This is a genomic window from Streptomyces sp. NPDC037410 (assembly GCF_055602235.1).
In genome coordinates this window covers 84,047-98,994 of the sequence record NZ_JBVJWR010000024.1, presented here as the reverse complement: position 1 = coordinate 98,994, position 14,948 = coordinate 84,047, and the positions used below count along the sequence as shown (strand labels likewise).

The window sequence follows — 14,948 nt, the reverse complement described above, 5'->3', positions numbered from 1 at the left end:
AATCCCTCTCAGGGTTGTAAGGCTTTGGGGTCTGATACGGGGGTCCTGGGGCCGGCGGGGGCTCATCGCTGAGCCCCCACCGGACTCCCGTCAGACCTCTTCGACGCTGCTCGGCTCGCGCCGGGACAGGTCGATGCCGAGCTCCTCCGCTGCGCGGAAGACGTCCTCGTCGGTGTCGCGCATCTCGATGGACATGCCGTCCGAGGACAGCACCTCCACGTTGAGGCACAGGGACTGCATCTCCTTGATGAGGACCTTGAAGGACTCGGGGATGCCGGGCTCAGGGATGTTCTCGCCCTTGACGATGGCCTCGTAGACCTTCACGCGGCCGGTCACGTCGTCGGACTTGATCGTCAGCAGCTCCTGGAGGGCGTACGCGGCGCCGTATGCCTCCAGCGCCCACACCTCCATCTCACCGAAGCGCTGGCCACCGAACTGGGCCTTACCACCCAGCGGCTGCTGGGTGATCATCGAGTACGGGCCGGTCGAACGCGCGTGGAGCTTGTCGTCGACCAGGTGGTGGAGCTTGAGGATGTACATGTACCCGACGGAGATCGGGTCCGGGAACGGCTCGCCGGAGCGGCCGTCGAACAGCCTCGCCTTGCCGGTCGGGAGCACCATGCGCTCGCCGTCACGGTTCGGGATGGTGTGGTTCAGCAGACCCGCGAGCTCGTCCTCACGCGCACCGTCGAAGACCGGGGTCGCGACGTTGGTGCCGGGGGCGACCTGGTCGGCGCCGATCGCCTGGAGGCGCTGCGCCCACTCGTCCGCGAGACCGGAGACGTCCCAGCCGCGGCTGGCGAGCCAGCCGAGGTGGATCTCCAGGACCTGTCCCGGGTTCATTCGGGACGGGACACCCAGCGGGTTGAGGATGATGTCGACCGGGGTGCCGTCCTCGAGGAAGGGCATGTCCTCGATCGGAAGGATCTTGGAGATGACACCCTTGTTGCCGTGACGGCCGGCGAGCTTGTCACCGTCGGTGATCTTGCGCTTCTGGGCGACGTAGACGCGGACCAGCTGGTTCACGCCCGGGGGAAGCTCGTCGCCCTCCTCGCGGTCGAAGACGCGGACGCCGATGATCTTGCCGATCTCGCCGTGCGGCACCTTCAGCGAGGTGTCACGGACCTCACGGGCCTTCTCACCGAAGATCGCGCGGAGCAGGCGCTCCTCCGGGGTCAGCTCGGTCTCACCCTTCGGGGTGACCTTGCCGACCAGGATGTCGCCGGCGACGACTTCGGCACCGATGCGGATGATGCCGCGCTCGTCGAGGTCCGCGAGGACCTCCTCGGAGACGTTCGGGATGTCCCGGGTGATCTCCTCGGGGCCGAGCTTGGTGTCACGGGCGTCGACCTCGTGCTCCTCGATGTGGATCGAGGAGAGGACGTCGTCCTGCACGAGGCGCTGCGACAGGATGATCGCGTCCTCGTAGTTGTGGCCCTCCCACGGCATGAACGCCACGAGGAGGTTCTTGCCGAGGGCCATCTCGCCCTCTTCGGTGGCGGGACCGTCGGCGAGGACCTGGCCCTCGATGACGCGCTGCCCCTCGTCCACGACGACCTTCTGGTTCACAGAGGTGCCCTGGTTGGAGCGGGAGAACTTGTGCAGGCGGTACGTGATGTACGTGCCGTCGTCGTTGGCGACCGTGATGTAGTCGGCCGACAGCTCCTGGACGACACCGTCCTTCTCGGCCTTGAGCACGTCGCCGGCGTCGGTGGCGCAGCGGTACTCCATGCCGGTGCCGACGAGCGGGGCCTCCGACTTAATCAGCGGGACGGCCTGACGCATCATGTTCGCGCCCATGAGGGCACGGTTGGCGTCGTCGTGCTCGAGGAAGGGGATCATGGCCGTCGCGACCGACACCATCTGGCGCGGCGAGACGTCCATGTAGTCCACGTCCGAGGGCTCGACGTAGTCGACCTCGCCGCCACGCTTACGGACCAGGACGCGCGGCTCGGTGAAGCGGAGCTCGTCGTTCAGGGTCGCGTTCGCCTGGGCGATGACGAAGCGGTCCTCCTCGTCGGCGGTGACGTAGTCGACCTCGTCGGTGACCTGGCCGTCGACGACCTTGCGGTACGGCGTCTCGATGAAGCCGAAGGGGTTGATCCGGCCGTACGAGGCGAGCGAACCGATCAGACCGATGTTCGGGCCTTCGGGGGTCTCGATCGGGCACATGCGTCCGTAGTGGGACGGGTGCACGTCTCGGACCTCGAAGCCGGCCCGCTCACGGGACAGACCACCGGGACCCAGCGCCGAGAGACGACGCTTGTGCGTCAGACCCGACAGCGGGTTGTTCTGGTCCATGAACTGCGACAGCTGGCTGGTGCCGAAGAACTCCTTGATGGAGGCGACGACCGGCCGGATGTTGATCAGGGTCTGCGGCGTGATCGCCTCGACGTCCTGGGTGGTCATCCGCTCGCGGACGACGCGCTCCATACGAGCCAGACCCGTGCGGACCTGGTTCTGGATGAGCTCGCCGACGTTGCGCAGACGACGGTTGCCGAAGTGGTCGATGTCGTCGGGCTCGACGACGATCTCGTTGCCGTTCTCGCCGACCGTCTCGGTCTCGCCCGCGTGGAGCTTCACGAGGTACTTGATCGTGGCGATGATGTCGTCGGTGGTGAGGACACCGGCGTCCAGCGGCTCGTCGGCGCCGAGCTTCTTGTTCACCTTGTAGCGGCCGACCTTTGCGAGGTCGTAGCGCTTCGGGTTGAAGTAGAGGTTCTCGAGCAGCGTCTGAGCGGCCTCACGGGTCGGCGGCTCGCCCGGACGCAGCTTGCGGTAGATGTCCAGCAGCGCGTCGTCCTGGCCCTGGGTGTGGTCCTTCTCCAGGGTGGCGCGCATCGACTCGTACTCGCCGAACTCCTGCAGGATCTGCTCGGTGGTCCAGCCGAGGGCCTTCAGGAGGACGGTGACGGACTGCTTGCGCTTGCGGTCGATGCGGACACCGACCAGGTCGCGCTTGTCGATCTCCATCTCCAGCCAGGCACCCCGCGACGGGATGATCTTGGCGGAGAAGATGTCCTTGTCGGACGTCTTGTCGATGGAGGAGTCGAAGTAGACACCGGGGGAACGGACCAGCTGCGACACCACGACACGCTCGGTGCCGTTGATGACGAAGGTGCCCTTGCTGGTCATGAGCGGGAAGTCGCCCATGAAGACAGTCTGGGACTTGATCTCGCCGGTCTCGTTGTTGGTGAACTCGGCGGTGACGAAGAGCGGGGCGCCGTACGTGAAGTCACGGTCCTTGCACTCGTCGATCGAGTTCTTCGGCGGCTCGAAGCGGTGGTCGCGGAAGGTCAGCGACATCGACCCGGAGAAGTCCTCGATCGGGGAGATCTCCTCGAAGATCTCCTCCAGACCGGACTTCCTGGGGACGTCCTGTCCCGACTCCAGGGCAGCCTCGACGCGAGCCTTCCAGGCGGCGTTGCCGAGCAGCCAGTCGAAGCTCTCGGTCTGCAGCGCGAGGAGGTTCGGAACCTCGAGGGGCTCCCGGATCTTTGCAAAGGAGATGCGCAGCGGGGCGGTGCTTGCGCCGTTGTTCGTATTGGTCGAGGCGTTGCGCGAGGCGGCCAAGAGGGGGTCCTTCCGAGGGCTCGGACTCACTACGCGCGTACCGGTCCCCAGCAACGCTTCACGGCAGACGTTTCCTGAGATGGCCAAAAGGCCAGGTCAGACGGGGTCGGTCCACGAAGCTGATGCGAAGGTATGCCCCTGGTGACGGGCAGGAGGCAGCTAACAGGCAGCGCAAAGGGTCAGTGTAGCCACTTGGCTCACTGATGTCCAGGGCGACTTCTTCGCGACCCTCGTTGCTCTCAACTCCGCGGTACCTCGCGCCGTGCGGCGCACCTCGATACTGCCCGTTCAGTCGTCGATCCATGCCTCGGAAACGGATCGTTGTGACGACGCGTCCTGAGAATTGCGCGCTGCGTGCGGTTCGTCAAGACCCGCCGGTCTGCGGGGCGCACGGCGAAGATCACCATACTCCGCCGTCGGCGGCCCGTCAGACCCCCGCCACGCCCGTTTCCCGGGAACGCCGAAAGGCGACCACCCAGATGGATGATCGCCTTTCGATGCCCCCGCGTTACACGGATTCGCGCTACACGGGGGCAGGAGTCAGCTCAGCGAGCCGAAACGGTCTTACTTGACCGTGACGGAGGCGCCGGCGGCCTTGAGGGACTCGGCAGCCTTCTCGGCGGCCTCCTTCGCGACCTTCTCGAGGACCGGCTTCGGGGTGCCGTCGACGAGGTCCTTGGCCTCCTTGAGGCCCAGGGAGGTGAGCTCACGCACGACCTTGATGACCTGGATCTTCTTGTCGCCGGCACCCTCGAGGATGACGTCGAACTCGTCCTGCTCCTCGGCGGCCTCAGCGGCGACACCGGTGGCGGCGGGGCCGGCAACGGCGACGGCCGCGGCGGCGGTGACGTCGAACTTCTCCTCGAAGGCCTTCACGAACTCGGAGAGCTCGATGAGGGTCATCTCCTCGAACTGGGCGAGGAGGTCGTCCTGAGAGAGCTTCGCCATGATGGGCGATCCTTCCACTAATCTCGGCAGGTGCCGATGTGTCTATAGAGGCGGGCGTAACGGCCCGCTACGACCCGCGCACTAGGCGGCGCGGATCAATGCGCGAGCCGAATTACTCGGCACCGCCCTGCTCGGCGAGCTTGACGCGAAGCGCTTCCGCGGTGCGGACGAACTTCGACGGCAGCGCCTGGAAGAGCGAGGCAGCCTGAGACTGCTTGCCCTTGAAGGCACCGGCCAGCTTGCTGAGCAGAACCTCGCGGGACTCGAGGTCCGCAAGCTTCTTGATGTCGTCGGCGGAGAGAGCCTTACCGTCAAGGACACCGGCCTTGATGATGAGGTTCGGGTTCTCCTTGGCGAAGTCACGCAGAGCCTTCGCCGACTCCACCGGGTCACCGGTGACGAAGGCGACCGCGGTCGGACCAGCGAAGTGCTCGTCCAGTGCGGTGATCCCGGCCTCGTTGGCCGCGATCTTGGTCAGCGTGTTCTTCACCACGGCGTACTGGGCGTTCTCACCGAGCGAACGACGCAGCGTCTTGAGCTGCGCCACGGTGAGACCCCGGTACTCGGTCAGCACGGCGGCGTTGGAGCTCTGGAACGCGTCCTTGAGCTCGGCCACCGATGCAGCCTTGTTGGGCGTCGGCATAGTGCTTCGGCCTCCTTCCGGGTGATGAGGACCGCTCAGAAGGGGACTGAACAAAACAAAACGCCCCGGGCGCAGGCGCACGGGGCTGAGCTCGACCGAACATAAAGTCCGGGAACTTTCCACAGTCACCTGCGCGGGTCGTCCGTCGTGAGCGGATCCTTCGGCCACCGCACCCGGTAAGGGCACAGCAACGACCAGCGGTCTTTGGCTTCCTCGGAAGAGTACGTGATGGCCCGGTCCAGGAGCAAATCGGCTCTGACCGCCCCCTGAGCGGCCCGGACCTTCCCTGCTGCCGGGCAACGCCCTCACGGGCCCAGGACGGCCTCGTACGGCCTCAGGAGCGCGAAAGAAGCCGGCCCCGCACCTCCGGAGAGGTGCGGGGCCGGCTGACCACTCAGCGAACCGGTGAGGTTCAGACCGCGGCCGGGTCCTCCTCGACGAGGAGGTTACGGGTGCGGTTGGAGTCCAGCGGGATGCCGGGGCCCATCGTGGTGGCGAGGGCAGCCTTCTTGATGTAGCGGCCCTTCGCGGCGGACGGCTTCAGACGGAGGATCTCCTCCAGCGCCGCGGCGTAGTTCTCGACCAGCTTCGTCTCGTCGAAGGAGACCTTGCCGATGATGAAGTGCAGGTTCGAGTGCTTGTCGACGCGGAACTCGATCTTGCCGCCCTTGATGTCGTTGACAGCCTTCGCGACATCGGGGGTGACGGTGCCGACCTTGGGGTTCGGCATGAGACCACGCGGACCGAGGACGCGGCCGAGGCGGCCGACCTTGCCCATGAGGTCCGGGGTGGCCACAACGGCGTCGAACTCGTTCAGGCGGTTGCCCTTGGAGATCTCGTCGATGAGCTCGTCGGAGCCGACGATGTCGGCGCCCGCGGCGATCGCGGCCTCGGCACGGTCACCGGTCGCGAAGACCAGGACCCGGGCGGTCTTGCCGGTGCCGTGCGGAAGGTTCACGGTGCCACGGACCATCTGGTCGGCCTTGCGCGGGTCGACGCCCAGGCGGAAGGCGACCTCGACGGTGCCGTCGAACTTCGTGGTGGCCGTCTCCTTGGCGAGACGGACGGCCTCGAGGGGGGCGTAGAGCCGCTCGCGGTCGATCTTGGCGTCCGCGGAGCGGAGAGCCTTGCTGCGCTTCACTGCTTCTCCTGTTTGTTCAGGTATGGAGTCGTGGTGCGGGCCGCGCCGGCCCTACCACTAGGTCAAACGGGGGGTGATCAGCCCTCGACCGTGATGCCCATGGAGCGGGCGGTGCCAGCGATGATCTTGGACGCGGCGTCCAGGTCGTTGGCGTTGAGGTCGGGGAGCTTGACCGTGGCGATCTCGCGGACCTGGGCGGCCGTGAGCTTGGCGACCTTGGTCTTGTGCGGCTCGCCGGAGCCCTTCTCCACACCCGCGGCCTTGAGGATCAGCTTGGCGGCCGGCGGAGTCTTGGTGATGAAGGTGAAGGTGCGGTCTTCGTAGACCGTGATCTCCACCGGCACGACCATGCCACGCTGCGACTCGGTCGCGGCGTTGTAGGCCTTGCAGAACTCCATGATGTTGACGCCGTGCTGACCGAGCGCGGGGCCGACCGGCGGGGCCGGGTTCGCCGCACCGGCGTTGATCTGGAGCTTGATAAGCCCCGTGACCTTCTTCTTCTTGGGAGGCATTGCTCTCTCCGGGTCCTAGTGAGAGTGTTCAGCCCGCCTTCCGGTCATCCGGATGCAGGCATACCGCACAACGATAACGGGTATAGTCGCGCGGCCAAAAACCGAGCAGGTCAGAGCGGCTGCGAGAGCCACTCTGACCTGGTCGGAAGACGGTGAGATCAGTTCTTCTGGATCTGGTCGAAGCTGAGCTCGACCGGGGTCTCGCGACCGAAGATCTCGACGAGGCCCTTGACCTTCTTGGAGTCCGGGTTGATCTCGTTGATCGTGGCCTGGAGCGTCGCGAACGGGCCGTCGGTGACGGTGACCGAGTCGCCGACCTCGAAGTCCAGGACCTGGACCTCCAGCTTGCGGGCCGGAGCCGGCTTGCCCTCGGCCTCGGCGGCCTCGCGGGCGGCCTTCTCCTCGGCCTCCGGGGCGAGCATCTTGACGATCTCGTCCAGGGTCAGCGGGTACGGGTCGTAGGCGTTGCCCACGAAGCCGGTGACGCCGGGGGTGTTGCGGACGACGCCCCAGGACTCGTTCGTCAGGTCCATGCGGACGAGAACGTAGCCGGGGAGCTTGTTCTGCTTGACGTTCTTCCGCTCGCCGCCCTTGATCTGGACGATCTCTTCCTCGGGGACCTCGGCCTGGTAGATGAAGTCCTCGACGTTGAGCGAGACGGCACGCTGCTCGAGGTTGGCCTTCACGCGCTTCTCGTAGCCCGCGTAGGTGTGGATGACGTACCACTCGCCGGGGAGGGTGCGGAGCTCCTCGCGGAGCGCGGCGACCGGGTCGACCGGGGCGGCCGGCTCGGCCTCCTCCTCGGCGTCCTCGTCCTCGACGGTCACGACGGACTCGTCCTCGTCGGACTCGTCCGCAGCGTCCTCGTCCTCGTCGATCTCGTCGACCTCGACGTCCTCGTCCGCAGCGTCCTCAGCAGCGTCGACCTCGACGTCCTCGACGTCCTCGTCGGCGGCCTCGACGATGTCCAGCTCGTCCTCGACGGACTCGGACTCGAAGGCGTCGTTCAGGTTCGCGTCAGACACGGTGGCTGCTTCTTCCTGCGATACAGATGGGTGGAACAAAAAGTCAGCCGAAGACGTACTTGACTGCTTCCTGGAAGCCATAGTCAATCACGGTGACAAGGCCGATCATGATGACGACGAAGACAATCACCACGGACGTGTACGACGTCAGCTGGTTGCGCGTGGGCCAGACGACCTTGCGGAGCTCCGCGATGATCTGGCGGTAGAAGAGCGCGAGACGGCCCAGAGGGCCCTTCTTTCCGCGCTTGCCGCCCTTACGGGACTTCTTCTTCGACTCGGCGGTCTCGTCATCGGCATCAGGCATGTCGATGGAGCCTACGGCGTCCGTCACGATCTCTCACCTGATTCCGGGTCGGCCGTGCCGCGCCCGGGTGGAGCCGCACGGCGGTGCAATGAAGTACGTACACATGCGCACAACACCTGGCGGTGTGTGTAGCAGGGCCGGAGGGACTTGAACCCCCAACCGCCGGTTTTGGAGACCGGTGCTCTACCAATTGAGCTACGACCCTTTGTCGGTGCCCCTCAACCTACCGCATCGTGAGATGTGGTCGCTGTGGGCCAACGAGGAGTGAGCATACGTGGTCAGGTGCCCCTACGTCGAACAGGAACTGCGCCGACCTGCCGCCGGACGCGCGTACGACCGGGAATGACCGTTCCTGTCCGGTCCGTGAAACCCGTGTACCGGGCCCTTACGGGGTCTGGGACGATGGCCGCATGAGCGCTGCTACCCCTCCCACCGAGCGTCGGGTCTCCGCCCGGATCGGTGCGATCTCCGAGTCCGCCACCCTCGCCGTCGACGCCAAGGCCAAGGCCCTCAAGGCCGCCGGTCGCCCGGTGATCGGTTTCGGCGCTGGTGAGCCCGACTTCCCGACCCCTGACTACATCGTCGAGGCGGCTGTCGAGGCCTGCAAGAACCCCAAGTACCACCGCTACACGCCGGCCGGCGGTCTGCCCGAGCTGAAGGCCGCGATCGCCGCCAAGACGCTGCGCGACTCCGGCTACGAGGTCGACGCCTCCCAGGTCCTGGTGACCAACGGCGGCAAGCAGGCGATCTACGAGGCCTTCGCCGCGATCCTCGACCCGGGCGACGAGGTCATCGTCCCGGCGCCGTACTGGACGACGTACCCCGAGTCGATCCGCCTCGCGGGCGGTGTCCCGGTGGACGTCGTCGCCGACGAGACCACCGGCTACCGGGTCTCGGTGGAGCAGCTGGAGGCGGCGCGCACGGAGAGGACCAAGGTCGTCCTCTTCGTCTCCCCCTCGAACCCGACCGGCGCGGTCTACAGCGAGGCGGACGCCGAGGCGATCGGCCGCTGGGCCGTCGAGCACGGTCTGTGGGTCCTGACGGACGAGATCTACGAGCACCTGGTCTACGGCGACGCGAAGTTCACCTCGCTGCCGACGCTCGTGCCCGAGCTGCGCGACAAGTGCATCGTGGTCAACGGTGTGGCGAAGACGTACGCGATGACGGGCTGGCGCGTCGGGTGGATCGTCGGCCCGAAGGACGTCGTGAAGGCCGCGACGAACCTGCAGTCGCACGCCACGTCCAACGTGAGCAACGTCGCGCAGGTCGCCGCGCTCGCCGCCGTCTCCGGCAACCTGGACGCGGTCGCGAAGATGCGCGAGGCCTTCGACCGCCGCCGCCAGACGATCGTGCGGATGCTGAACGAGATCGAGGGCGTGTACTGCCCGACGCCCGAGGGCGCGTTCTACGCGTACCCGTCGGTGAAGGCGCTGCTCGGCAAGGAGATCCGCGGCAAGCGCCCGCAGACCTCGGTCGAGCTGGCCGCCCTGATCCTGGACGAGGCCGAGGTCGCGGTCGTGCCGGGCGAGGCCTTCGGCACCCCGGGCTACCTGCGCCTGTCGTACGCGCTGGGCGACGAGGACCTGGTGGAGGGCGTGTCCCGCATCCAGAAGCTCCTCGCGGAGGCGCGCGACTGAGCCTCCTGAGGCGCACGGGCCCCTGGTTCTCCGGAACCAGGGGCCCGTTTTTACGTTCTAGCAAGGTCCCGATCGGGGAAACGGACTGTATTCGTCCATTCGAGTGCGGCAGGATCGGCCAATGGAGCACCCTCACCGCGATCTCACCCTGCTGCCCAAGGCCCATCTGCACCTGCACTTCACCGGTTCGATGCGGCCCACGACGCTCATCGAGCTGGCCGACAAGTACGGCGTGCACCTCCCGGAGGCGCTCAAGAGCGGTACTCCTCCCAAGCTGCGGGCGACCGACGAGCGCGGCTGGTTCCGCTTCCAGCGGCTCTACGACATCGCCCGCTCCTGCCTGCGCGAGCCGGAGGACATCCGGCGGCTTGTACGGGAGGCGGCCCAGGAGGACGTCAGGGACGGCTCCGGGTGGCTGGAGATCCAGGTCGACCCGACCTCGTACGCCCCGCACCTGGGCGGTCTGATCCCGGCCCTGGAGATCGTCCTGGACGCGGTCGACGCGGCCTCGCGGGAGACCGGGCTCGGGATGCGGGTGGTCGTCGCGGCGAACCGGATGAAGCACCCCCTGGAGGCGCGGACCCTGGCCCGGCTCGCGGTGCGCTTCGCGGACCGGGGCGTGGTCGGTTTCGGGCTCTCCAACGACGAGCGGCGGGGCATGGCGAGGGACTTCGACCGGGCCTTCGCGATCGCGCGGGAGGGCGGCCTCCTGGCGGCCCCGCACGGCGGCGAGCTGACGGGCCCCTCGTCCGTACGGGACTGCCTGGACGATCTGCGGGCGGCGCGGGTCGGGCACGGCGTGCGGTCGGCGGAGGACCCGCGGCTGCTGCGGAAGCTCGCCGAGCGGGGCGTGACCTGCGAGGTCTGCCCGGCGTCGAACGTGGCGCTCGGGGTGTACGAGAAGCACGAGGACGTGCCGCTGCGGACCCTCTTCGAGGCCGGGGTGCCGATGGCGCTCGGCGCGGACGACCCGCTGCTCTTCGGGTCGCGTCTGGCCGCCCAGTACGAGATCGCGCGGAAGCACCACGGGTTCACGGACGCGGAGCTGGCGGAGCTGGCCCGTCAGTCGGTGCGGGGCTCGGCGGCGCCGGAGGACGTCCAGGCGAAGCTGCTGGCGGGGATCGACGACTGGATCGCCTAGCCGATCCCCCGGAGGAGGGTGCGGGCGAGGGCGCGGGCGAACTCGTCGAGGGAGTCCGGCGGCCTGCGGTCCGGGGCCATCTCCCAGGCGAAGGAGCGCTGCACGCAGGCTCCGAGGAGCAGGGAGGCGGCGGCCACCGGGTCGGCGTCGGCGCTGATGCGGCCGTGCTGCTGCTCGGCGCGGAGGTAGGCGGCGAGGCCTTCGATGGGCTTGTGGGGGCCCATCCCGTACGTACGCATGGCCTCCTCGTGGCGGCGCTTGAGCTGCGGTTCCGCGTAGAGGGATGCGACGACGGGGAAGGTCTGCTCGTAGAAGAGGGCGGCCTGCCGGGCGACCTGGGTGAGGTTCTCCTCGACGGTGCGGCCGCCGGGGTCGGCGGCGAGTGCGCCGAGGAGCCCGCCGAGCTGGGGAAGGCGCTCGTTCAGGACGGTCAGGAAGAGTTCTTCCTTGCTGCTGAAGTACTTGTAGAGCGCGGCTTCCGAGCAGCCGGCCGCCTTGGCGATCTCCTTGGTGGTGGTGCGGGCGAGCCCCGCCGTGCGCATGAGGTCGCGGGCGGCGTCGACGATCCGGGTGCGGGTCGGTTTCTGTTCCCTGCGGTCCATGCATCCTCCAGCCACGCTTGACGTATGAGTGAGTATCCACTCACCCTGGGGGTGAGTGAATACTTACCCACCCGGGGAGGGTGCGACATGAAGCTCACAGTCTTCGGTGCGACCGGCGGCATCGGTCAGGAGATCGTCCGTCAGGCCCTGGCCGCGGGCCACGAGGTCACGGCGGTCGTGCGGGATCCGGCGCGGCTCACGGTGACCGGCACACGCCTCACGGTCCGGCGGGCCGACCTGACCGACCCCGAGGCCCTGCGCGGGGCCGTCGCGGGCCGGGACGCGGTGCTCTCGGGCCTCGGGGCCCGCAGCCGTGCGGACGCGGGCGTAGCCGCGCGGCTCACCCGCTCGGTGATCGCGGCGATGGAGGCCGAGAAGACGCGCCGGCTCCTGGTGGTCAGCGCGGCCCCGCTCGGCCCGGTCCCGGACGGGCAGGCCCTCGTGGACAAGGCGGTCCTGGCGATCATCAACAACGTCCTCAAGGACGTCTACGCCGATCTGCGGGTCATGGAGTCGGACCTCGCCGCCAGCGGCACCGACTGGACCTCCGTACGCCCGCCCAAGCTGACGGACAAGCCCGGCACGGGCCGGTACCGCAGGGTCGTCGGCGGCACCCCGTCCCGGGGCCGTTCCCTGGCCCGCGCGGACGTGGCGCACGCGATGCTGGCGATGATCGACGACCCCGCGACGGTCGGGCAGGGCGTGGGCGTCGCGTACTGATCCGCCGGACAGGTCCTAGAGCTGGACTCCCACGGTCACCGGCTCGTTGACGAGGGTGACCCCGAAGGCCTCCCGCACCCCGGCGACGACCTCGCGGGCGAGGGCCAGGAGGTCCTCGGTGGTCGCCTCGCCGCGGTTGGTGAGGGCGAGCGTGTGCTTGGTGGAGATGCGGGCGGGCCCGGAGCCGTACCCCTTGGTGAAGCCGGCCTTGTCGATCAGCCAGGCCGCCGAGGTCTTCACGGCGCCGTCCTCGCCCGCCGGGAAGGCCGGCGGGGCGACGTCGGGGCCGAGCCGGCCCGCCACGCGCGCGAGGAAGGTCTCGTACTCCCCCGCCGTGAGGACCGGGTTGGTGAAGAAGGATCCCGCGGACCAGGTGTCGTGGTCCTCCGGATCCAGGACCATGCCCTTGCTCGCGCGGAGCCCCAGGACGGTCTCGCGGGCGTGCGCGAGCGGCACCCGCTCGCCCATCCCGACCCCCAGGGCGCGGGCGGTCTGCTCGTACGAGACCGGCGCGGACTGCCCGTCCGCGTCCTCCAGCTCGAAGCGGACCCGCAGCACGACGTACCGGTCGGGCTGGCCCTTGAAGAGGCTGTGCCGGTACGAGAAGGCGCACGCGGCGTTCGTGAGGGTGACGGTCTCCTCGGCGCGCCGGTCGTAGGCGACGACCTCGCTGATGGTGGCGGAGACGTCCTGCCCGTACGCGCCGACGTTCTGGATCGGGGTCGCGCCGGCCGAGCCGGGGATGCCGGCCAGGCACTCGATCCCGGCGAGCCCGGCCTCGACGGTCCGCGCCACGGCGTCCGTCCAGACCTCTCCGGCGGCGAGCTCCAGGCGGGTCCCGTCGAGCGCGAACCCGGTGGTGGCGATCCGCAGCGCCGTGCCGTCGAAGCCCTTGTCCCCGATGACCAGGTTGGAACCGCCGCCGATGATCAGCAGCGGGGTCCCGGCGGCGTCGGCCTCGCGGACCGCCGCGACCACCTCGTCGTCGGTGGTGGCGGTGACGAGCCGGGTGGCGGGCCCGCCGAGGCGGAAGGTGGTCAGGGGCGCGAGGGGGGCGTCTGCGATCTGCTGCACGGGCTCAAGGGTACTTACCGCGGGGGTAAGCACCCTTCGGCAGCGACCGTCAGGCCAGCCGGACCACGGCCCGGCTCATGCCGAGGACCTTCTGTCCGGCGCTCATGGCCGTGATGTCGACCCGCACCTGCTGGTCGTCCAGCTTCGCGGCGACCTTGGCGGAGACCTCGATCAGGGCGCCGGTCCCGTCGTCGGGGACGACGACCGGCTTGGTGAAGCGGACGCCGTACTCGACGACGGCGGCGGGGTCGCCGGCCCAGTCGGTGACGACGCGGATCGCCTCGGCCATGGTGAACATGCCGTGGGCGATGACGTCCGGGAGGCCGACCCCGACCGCGAACTTCTCGTTCCAGTGGATGGGGTTGAAGTCCCCGGAGGCGCCGGCGTACTGCACGAGCGTGGCGCGGGTCACGGGGAAGGTCTGCGCGGGCAGCTCGGTGCCGACCTCGACCTCGTCGTAGGCGATCTTCGCGGTCATGGTCAGGCCCCCTCGGGTGCGCGGGAGACGAGCTTGGTCCAGGCGGTGACGACGTGCTCGCCGGAGGCGTCGTGGACCTCGCCGCGGATGTCCAGGATGTCGTTGCCGGCGAGGGACTTGATCGCCTCGATGGTGGAGGTGACCGAGAGCCGGTCCCCGGCGCGGACGGGCCGGGTGTAGGCGAACTTCTGGTCGCCGTGGACGACGCGACTGTAGTCGAGGCCGAGCTGCGGGTCCTCGATGACGGCGCCGGCGGCCTTGAACGTGATGGCGAACACGAAAGTGGGCGGGGCGATCACATCGGAATGTCCGAGCGCCTTGGCCGCCTCGGTGTCGGTGTACGCGGGATTCGCGTCGCCGATCGCCTCGGCGAACTCGCGGATCTTCTCGCGGCCGACCTCGTAGGGCGGGGTGGGCGGATAGGTCCGGCCCACGAAGGACTGGTCGAGCGCCATGGACTCGATACCTCCTGGATTTGTTGCCGATGTCGTCGGGGGGAGCCGACAAACGACACGAGGCCGCCCCCGAGTGGGGACGGCCTCGTGTACGAGCCTGATTAGCGCGTCTCGCGGTGCGCGGTGTGCGAGTTGCAGCGGGGGCAGTGCTTCTTCATCTCAAGACGGTCCGGGTTGTTACGCCGGTTCTTCTTGGTGATGTAGTTCCGCTCCTTGCACTCCACGCAGGCCAGCGTGATCTTCGGGCGGACGTCGGTGGCAGCCACGTGAGTGCTCCTTGACGGACGGATGGACGGATGAACGCATAGAAGAGTAGCCGATCGTAGGACCGACCCCACAATCGGCTACTGTCTGTAGCGGTGACCGGACTTGAACCGGTGACACAGCGATTATGAGCCGCTTGCTCTACCGACTGAGCTACACCGCTTTGATGATCCGGATCCCACCCGAAGGCGGGATCCCTCTCACCAGAGCCCCAATACGGAATCGAACCGTAGACCTTCTCCTTACCATGGAGACGCTCTACCGACTGAGCTATTGGGGCGAGCGAGGAAGACATTACACGGTCTGCGGCCCATCACCCAAATCCGTTTCCCCACGCCCTCGCGACCGCCCTCATCAGGCGTCCCGTACGCCACTCGTGGCCTCATCGGTACGACTTTTGCCGCTCCTCCCCGAAGGTCACTCCGAGCGCC

Annotated in this window: 15 protein-coding genes and 3 tRNA genes; 3 read left to right on the top strand and 15 right to left on the bottom strand. The window is 68.0% G+C overall.

The window, feature by feature from the left end:
* Nucleotides 1-90: 90 nt before the first annotated feature.
* The 8 genes from rpoB to ACZ7HT_RS31275 form a co-directional block, all read right to left on the bottom strand.
* Nucleotides 91-3,573 carry a DNA-directed RNA polymerase subunit beta gene (gene rpoB, locus ACZ7HT_RS31310; protein WP_471171989.1) on the bottom strand — a complete coding sequence of 1,161 codons (3,483 nt, stop codon included), beginning with the start codon at nt 3,571-3,573 and terminating at the stop codon, nt 91-93.
* Nucleotides 3,574-4,137: 564 nt separating this feature from the next.
* Nucleotides 4,138-4,521 carry a 50S ribosomal protein L7/L12 gene (rplL, locus tag ACZ7HT_RS31305; protein ID WP_471171987.1) on the bottom strand — a complete coding sequence of 128 codons (384 nt, stop codon included), beginning with the start codon at nt 4,519-4,521 and terminating at the stop codon, nt 4,138-4,140.
* Between the two features lie 112 nt (nt 4,522-4,633).
* On the bottom strand, nt 4,634-5,164 hold the full coding sequence (gene rplJ, locus ACZ7HT_RS31300) for a 50S ribosomal protein L10 (protein WP_030687887.1): 531 nt from the start codon (nt 5,162-5,164) through the stop codon (nt 4,634-4,636).
* Between the two features lie 412 nt (nt 5,165-5,576).
* On the bottom strand, nt 5,577-6,305 hold the full coding sequence (rplA, locus tag ACZ7HT_RS31295) for a 50S ribosomal protein L1 (RefSeq protein WP_471171984.1): 729 nt from the start codon (nt 6,303-6,305) through the stop codon (nt 5,577-5,579).
* Nucleotides 6,306-6,382: 77 nt separating this feature from the next.
* Complete coding sequence (gene rplK / locus ACZ7HT_RS31290; protein ID WP_030687894.1) at nt 6,383-6,817, bottom strand: 50S ribosomal protein L11; 435 nt, start codon at nt 6,815-6,817, stop codon at nt 6,383-6,385.
* 158 nt (nt 6,818-6,975) lie between these two features.
* Nucleotides 6,976-7,842, bottom strand: coding sequence for a transcription termination/antitermination protein NusG (nusG, locus tag ACZ7HT_RS31285; RefSeq protein ID WP_471171982.1), 867 nt, complete (start codon nt 7,840-7,842; stop codon nt 6,976-6,978).
* A gap of 43 nt (nt 7,843-7,885) precedes the next feature.
* Nucleotides 7,886-8,173 (bottom strand): preprotein translocase subunit SecE, encoded by a 288-nt coding sequence (gene secE / locus ACZ7HT_RS31280; RefSeq protein WP_359507751.1) that lies wholly within the window; start codon nt 8,171-8,173, stop codon nt 7,886-7,888.
* A 105-nt stretch (nt 8,174-8,278) separates the two neighbouring features.
* Nucleotides 8,279-8,351, bottom strand: a tRNA-Trp gene (locus ACZ7HT_RS31275).
* 205 nt (nt 8,352-8,556) lie between these two features.
* On the opposite strand from ACZ7HT_RS31275, the gene ACZ7HT_RS31270 reads away from it, so the two are divergent.
* Together ACZ7HT_RS31270 and ACZ7HT_RS31265 are read left to right on the top strand one after the other, a co-directional pair.
* Nucleotides 8,557-9,783: a pyridoxal phosphate-dependent aminotransferase gene (locus ACZ7HT_RS31270; protein WP_471171980.1), complete on the top strand. Its 1,227-nt coding sequence runs from the start codon at nt 8,557-8,559 to the stop codon at nt 9,781-9,783.
* Between the two features lie 121 nt (nt 9,784-9,904).
* Nucleotides 9,905-10,924, top strand: coding sequence for an adenosine deaminase (locus tag ACZ7HT_RS31265; protein ID WP_471171978.1), 1,020 nt, complete (start codon nt 9,905-9,907; stop codon nt 10,922-10,924).
* Here the strand turns inward: ACZ7HT_RS31265 and ACZ7HT_RS31260 are convergent.
* Nucleotides 10,921-11,526 carry a TetR/AcrR family transcriptional regulator gene (locus ACZ7HT_RS31260; RefSeq protein ID WP_471171977.1) on the bottom strand — a complete coding sequence of 202 codons (606 nt, stop codon included), beginning with the start codon at nt 11,524-11,526 and terminating at the stop codon, nt 10,921-10,923. The two genes, ACZ7HT_RS31265 and ACZ7HT_RS31260, sit on opposite strands and share 4 nt — an antisense overlap.
* A gap of 87 nt (nt 11,527-11,613) precedes the next feature.
* On the opposite strand from ACZ7HT_RS31260, the gene ACZ7HT_RS31255 reads away from it, so the two are divergent.
* Complete coding sequence (locus tag ACZ7HT_RS31255) at nt 11,614-12,246, top strand: NAD(P)-dependent oxidoreductase (protein ID WP_471171976.1); 633 nt, start codon at nt 11,614-11,616, stop codon at nt 12,244-12,246.
* Between the two features lie 15 nt (nt 12,247-12,261).
* Here ACZ7HT_RS31255 and ACZ7HT_RS31250 read toward each other — a convergent pair whose 3' ends face one another.
* From ACZ7HT_RS31250 to ACZ7HT_RS31225, 6 genes are all read right to left on the bottom strand, one after another.
* Entirely contained in the window at nt 12,262-13,353 is a 1,092-nt protein-coding gene (locus ACZ7HT_RS31250; RefSeq protein WP_471171974.1) for a UDP-N-acetylmuramate dehydrogenase, read from the bottom strand.
* Nucleotides 13,354-13,369: 16 nt separating this feature from the next.
* Nucleotides 13,370-13,798 (bottom strand): MaoC family dehydratase, encoded by a 429-nt coding sequence (locus ACZ7HT_RS31245; RefSeq protein ID WP_471171971.1) that lies wholly within the window; start codon nt 13,796-13,798, stop codon nt 13,370-13,372.
* Between the two features lie 2 nt (nt 13,799-13,800).
* Nucleotides 13,801-14,253 (bottom strand): MaoC family dehydratase N-terminal domain-containing protein, encoded by a 453-nt coding sequence (locus tag ACZ7HT_RS31240; RefSeq protein ID WP_024755361.1) that lies wholly within the window; start codon nt 14,251-14,253, stop codon nt 13,801-13,803.
* A gap of 101 nt (nt 14,254-14,354) precedes the next feature.
* Nucleotides 14,355-14,519 carry a 50S ribosomal protein L33 gene (rpmG, locus tag ACZ7HT_RS31235; protein ID WP_003956487.1) on the bottom strand — a complete coding sequence of 55 codons (165 nt, stop codon included), beginning with the start codon at nt 14,517-14,519 and terminating at the stop codon, nt 14,355-14,357.
* Nucleotides 14,520-14,607: 88 nt separating this feature from the next.
* A tRNA-Met gene (locus ACZ7HT_RS31230) sits at nt 14,608-14,680 on the bottom strand.
* Between the two features lie 44 nt (nt 14,681-14,724).
* A tRNA-Thr gene (locus ACZ7HT_RS31225) sits at nt 14,725-14,797 on the bottom strand.
* Nucleotides 14,798-14,948: the final 151 nt, after the last annotated feature.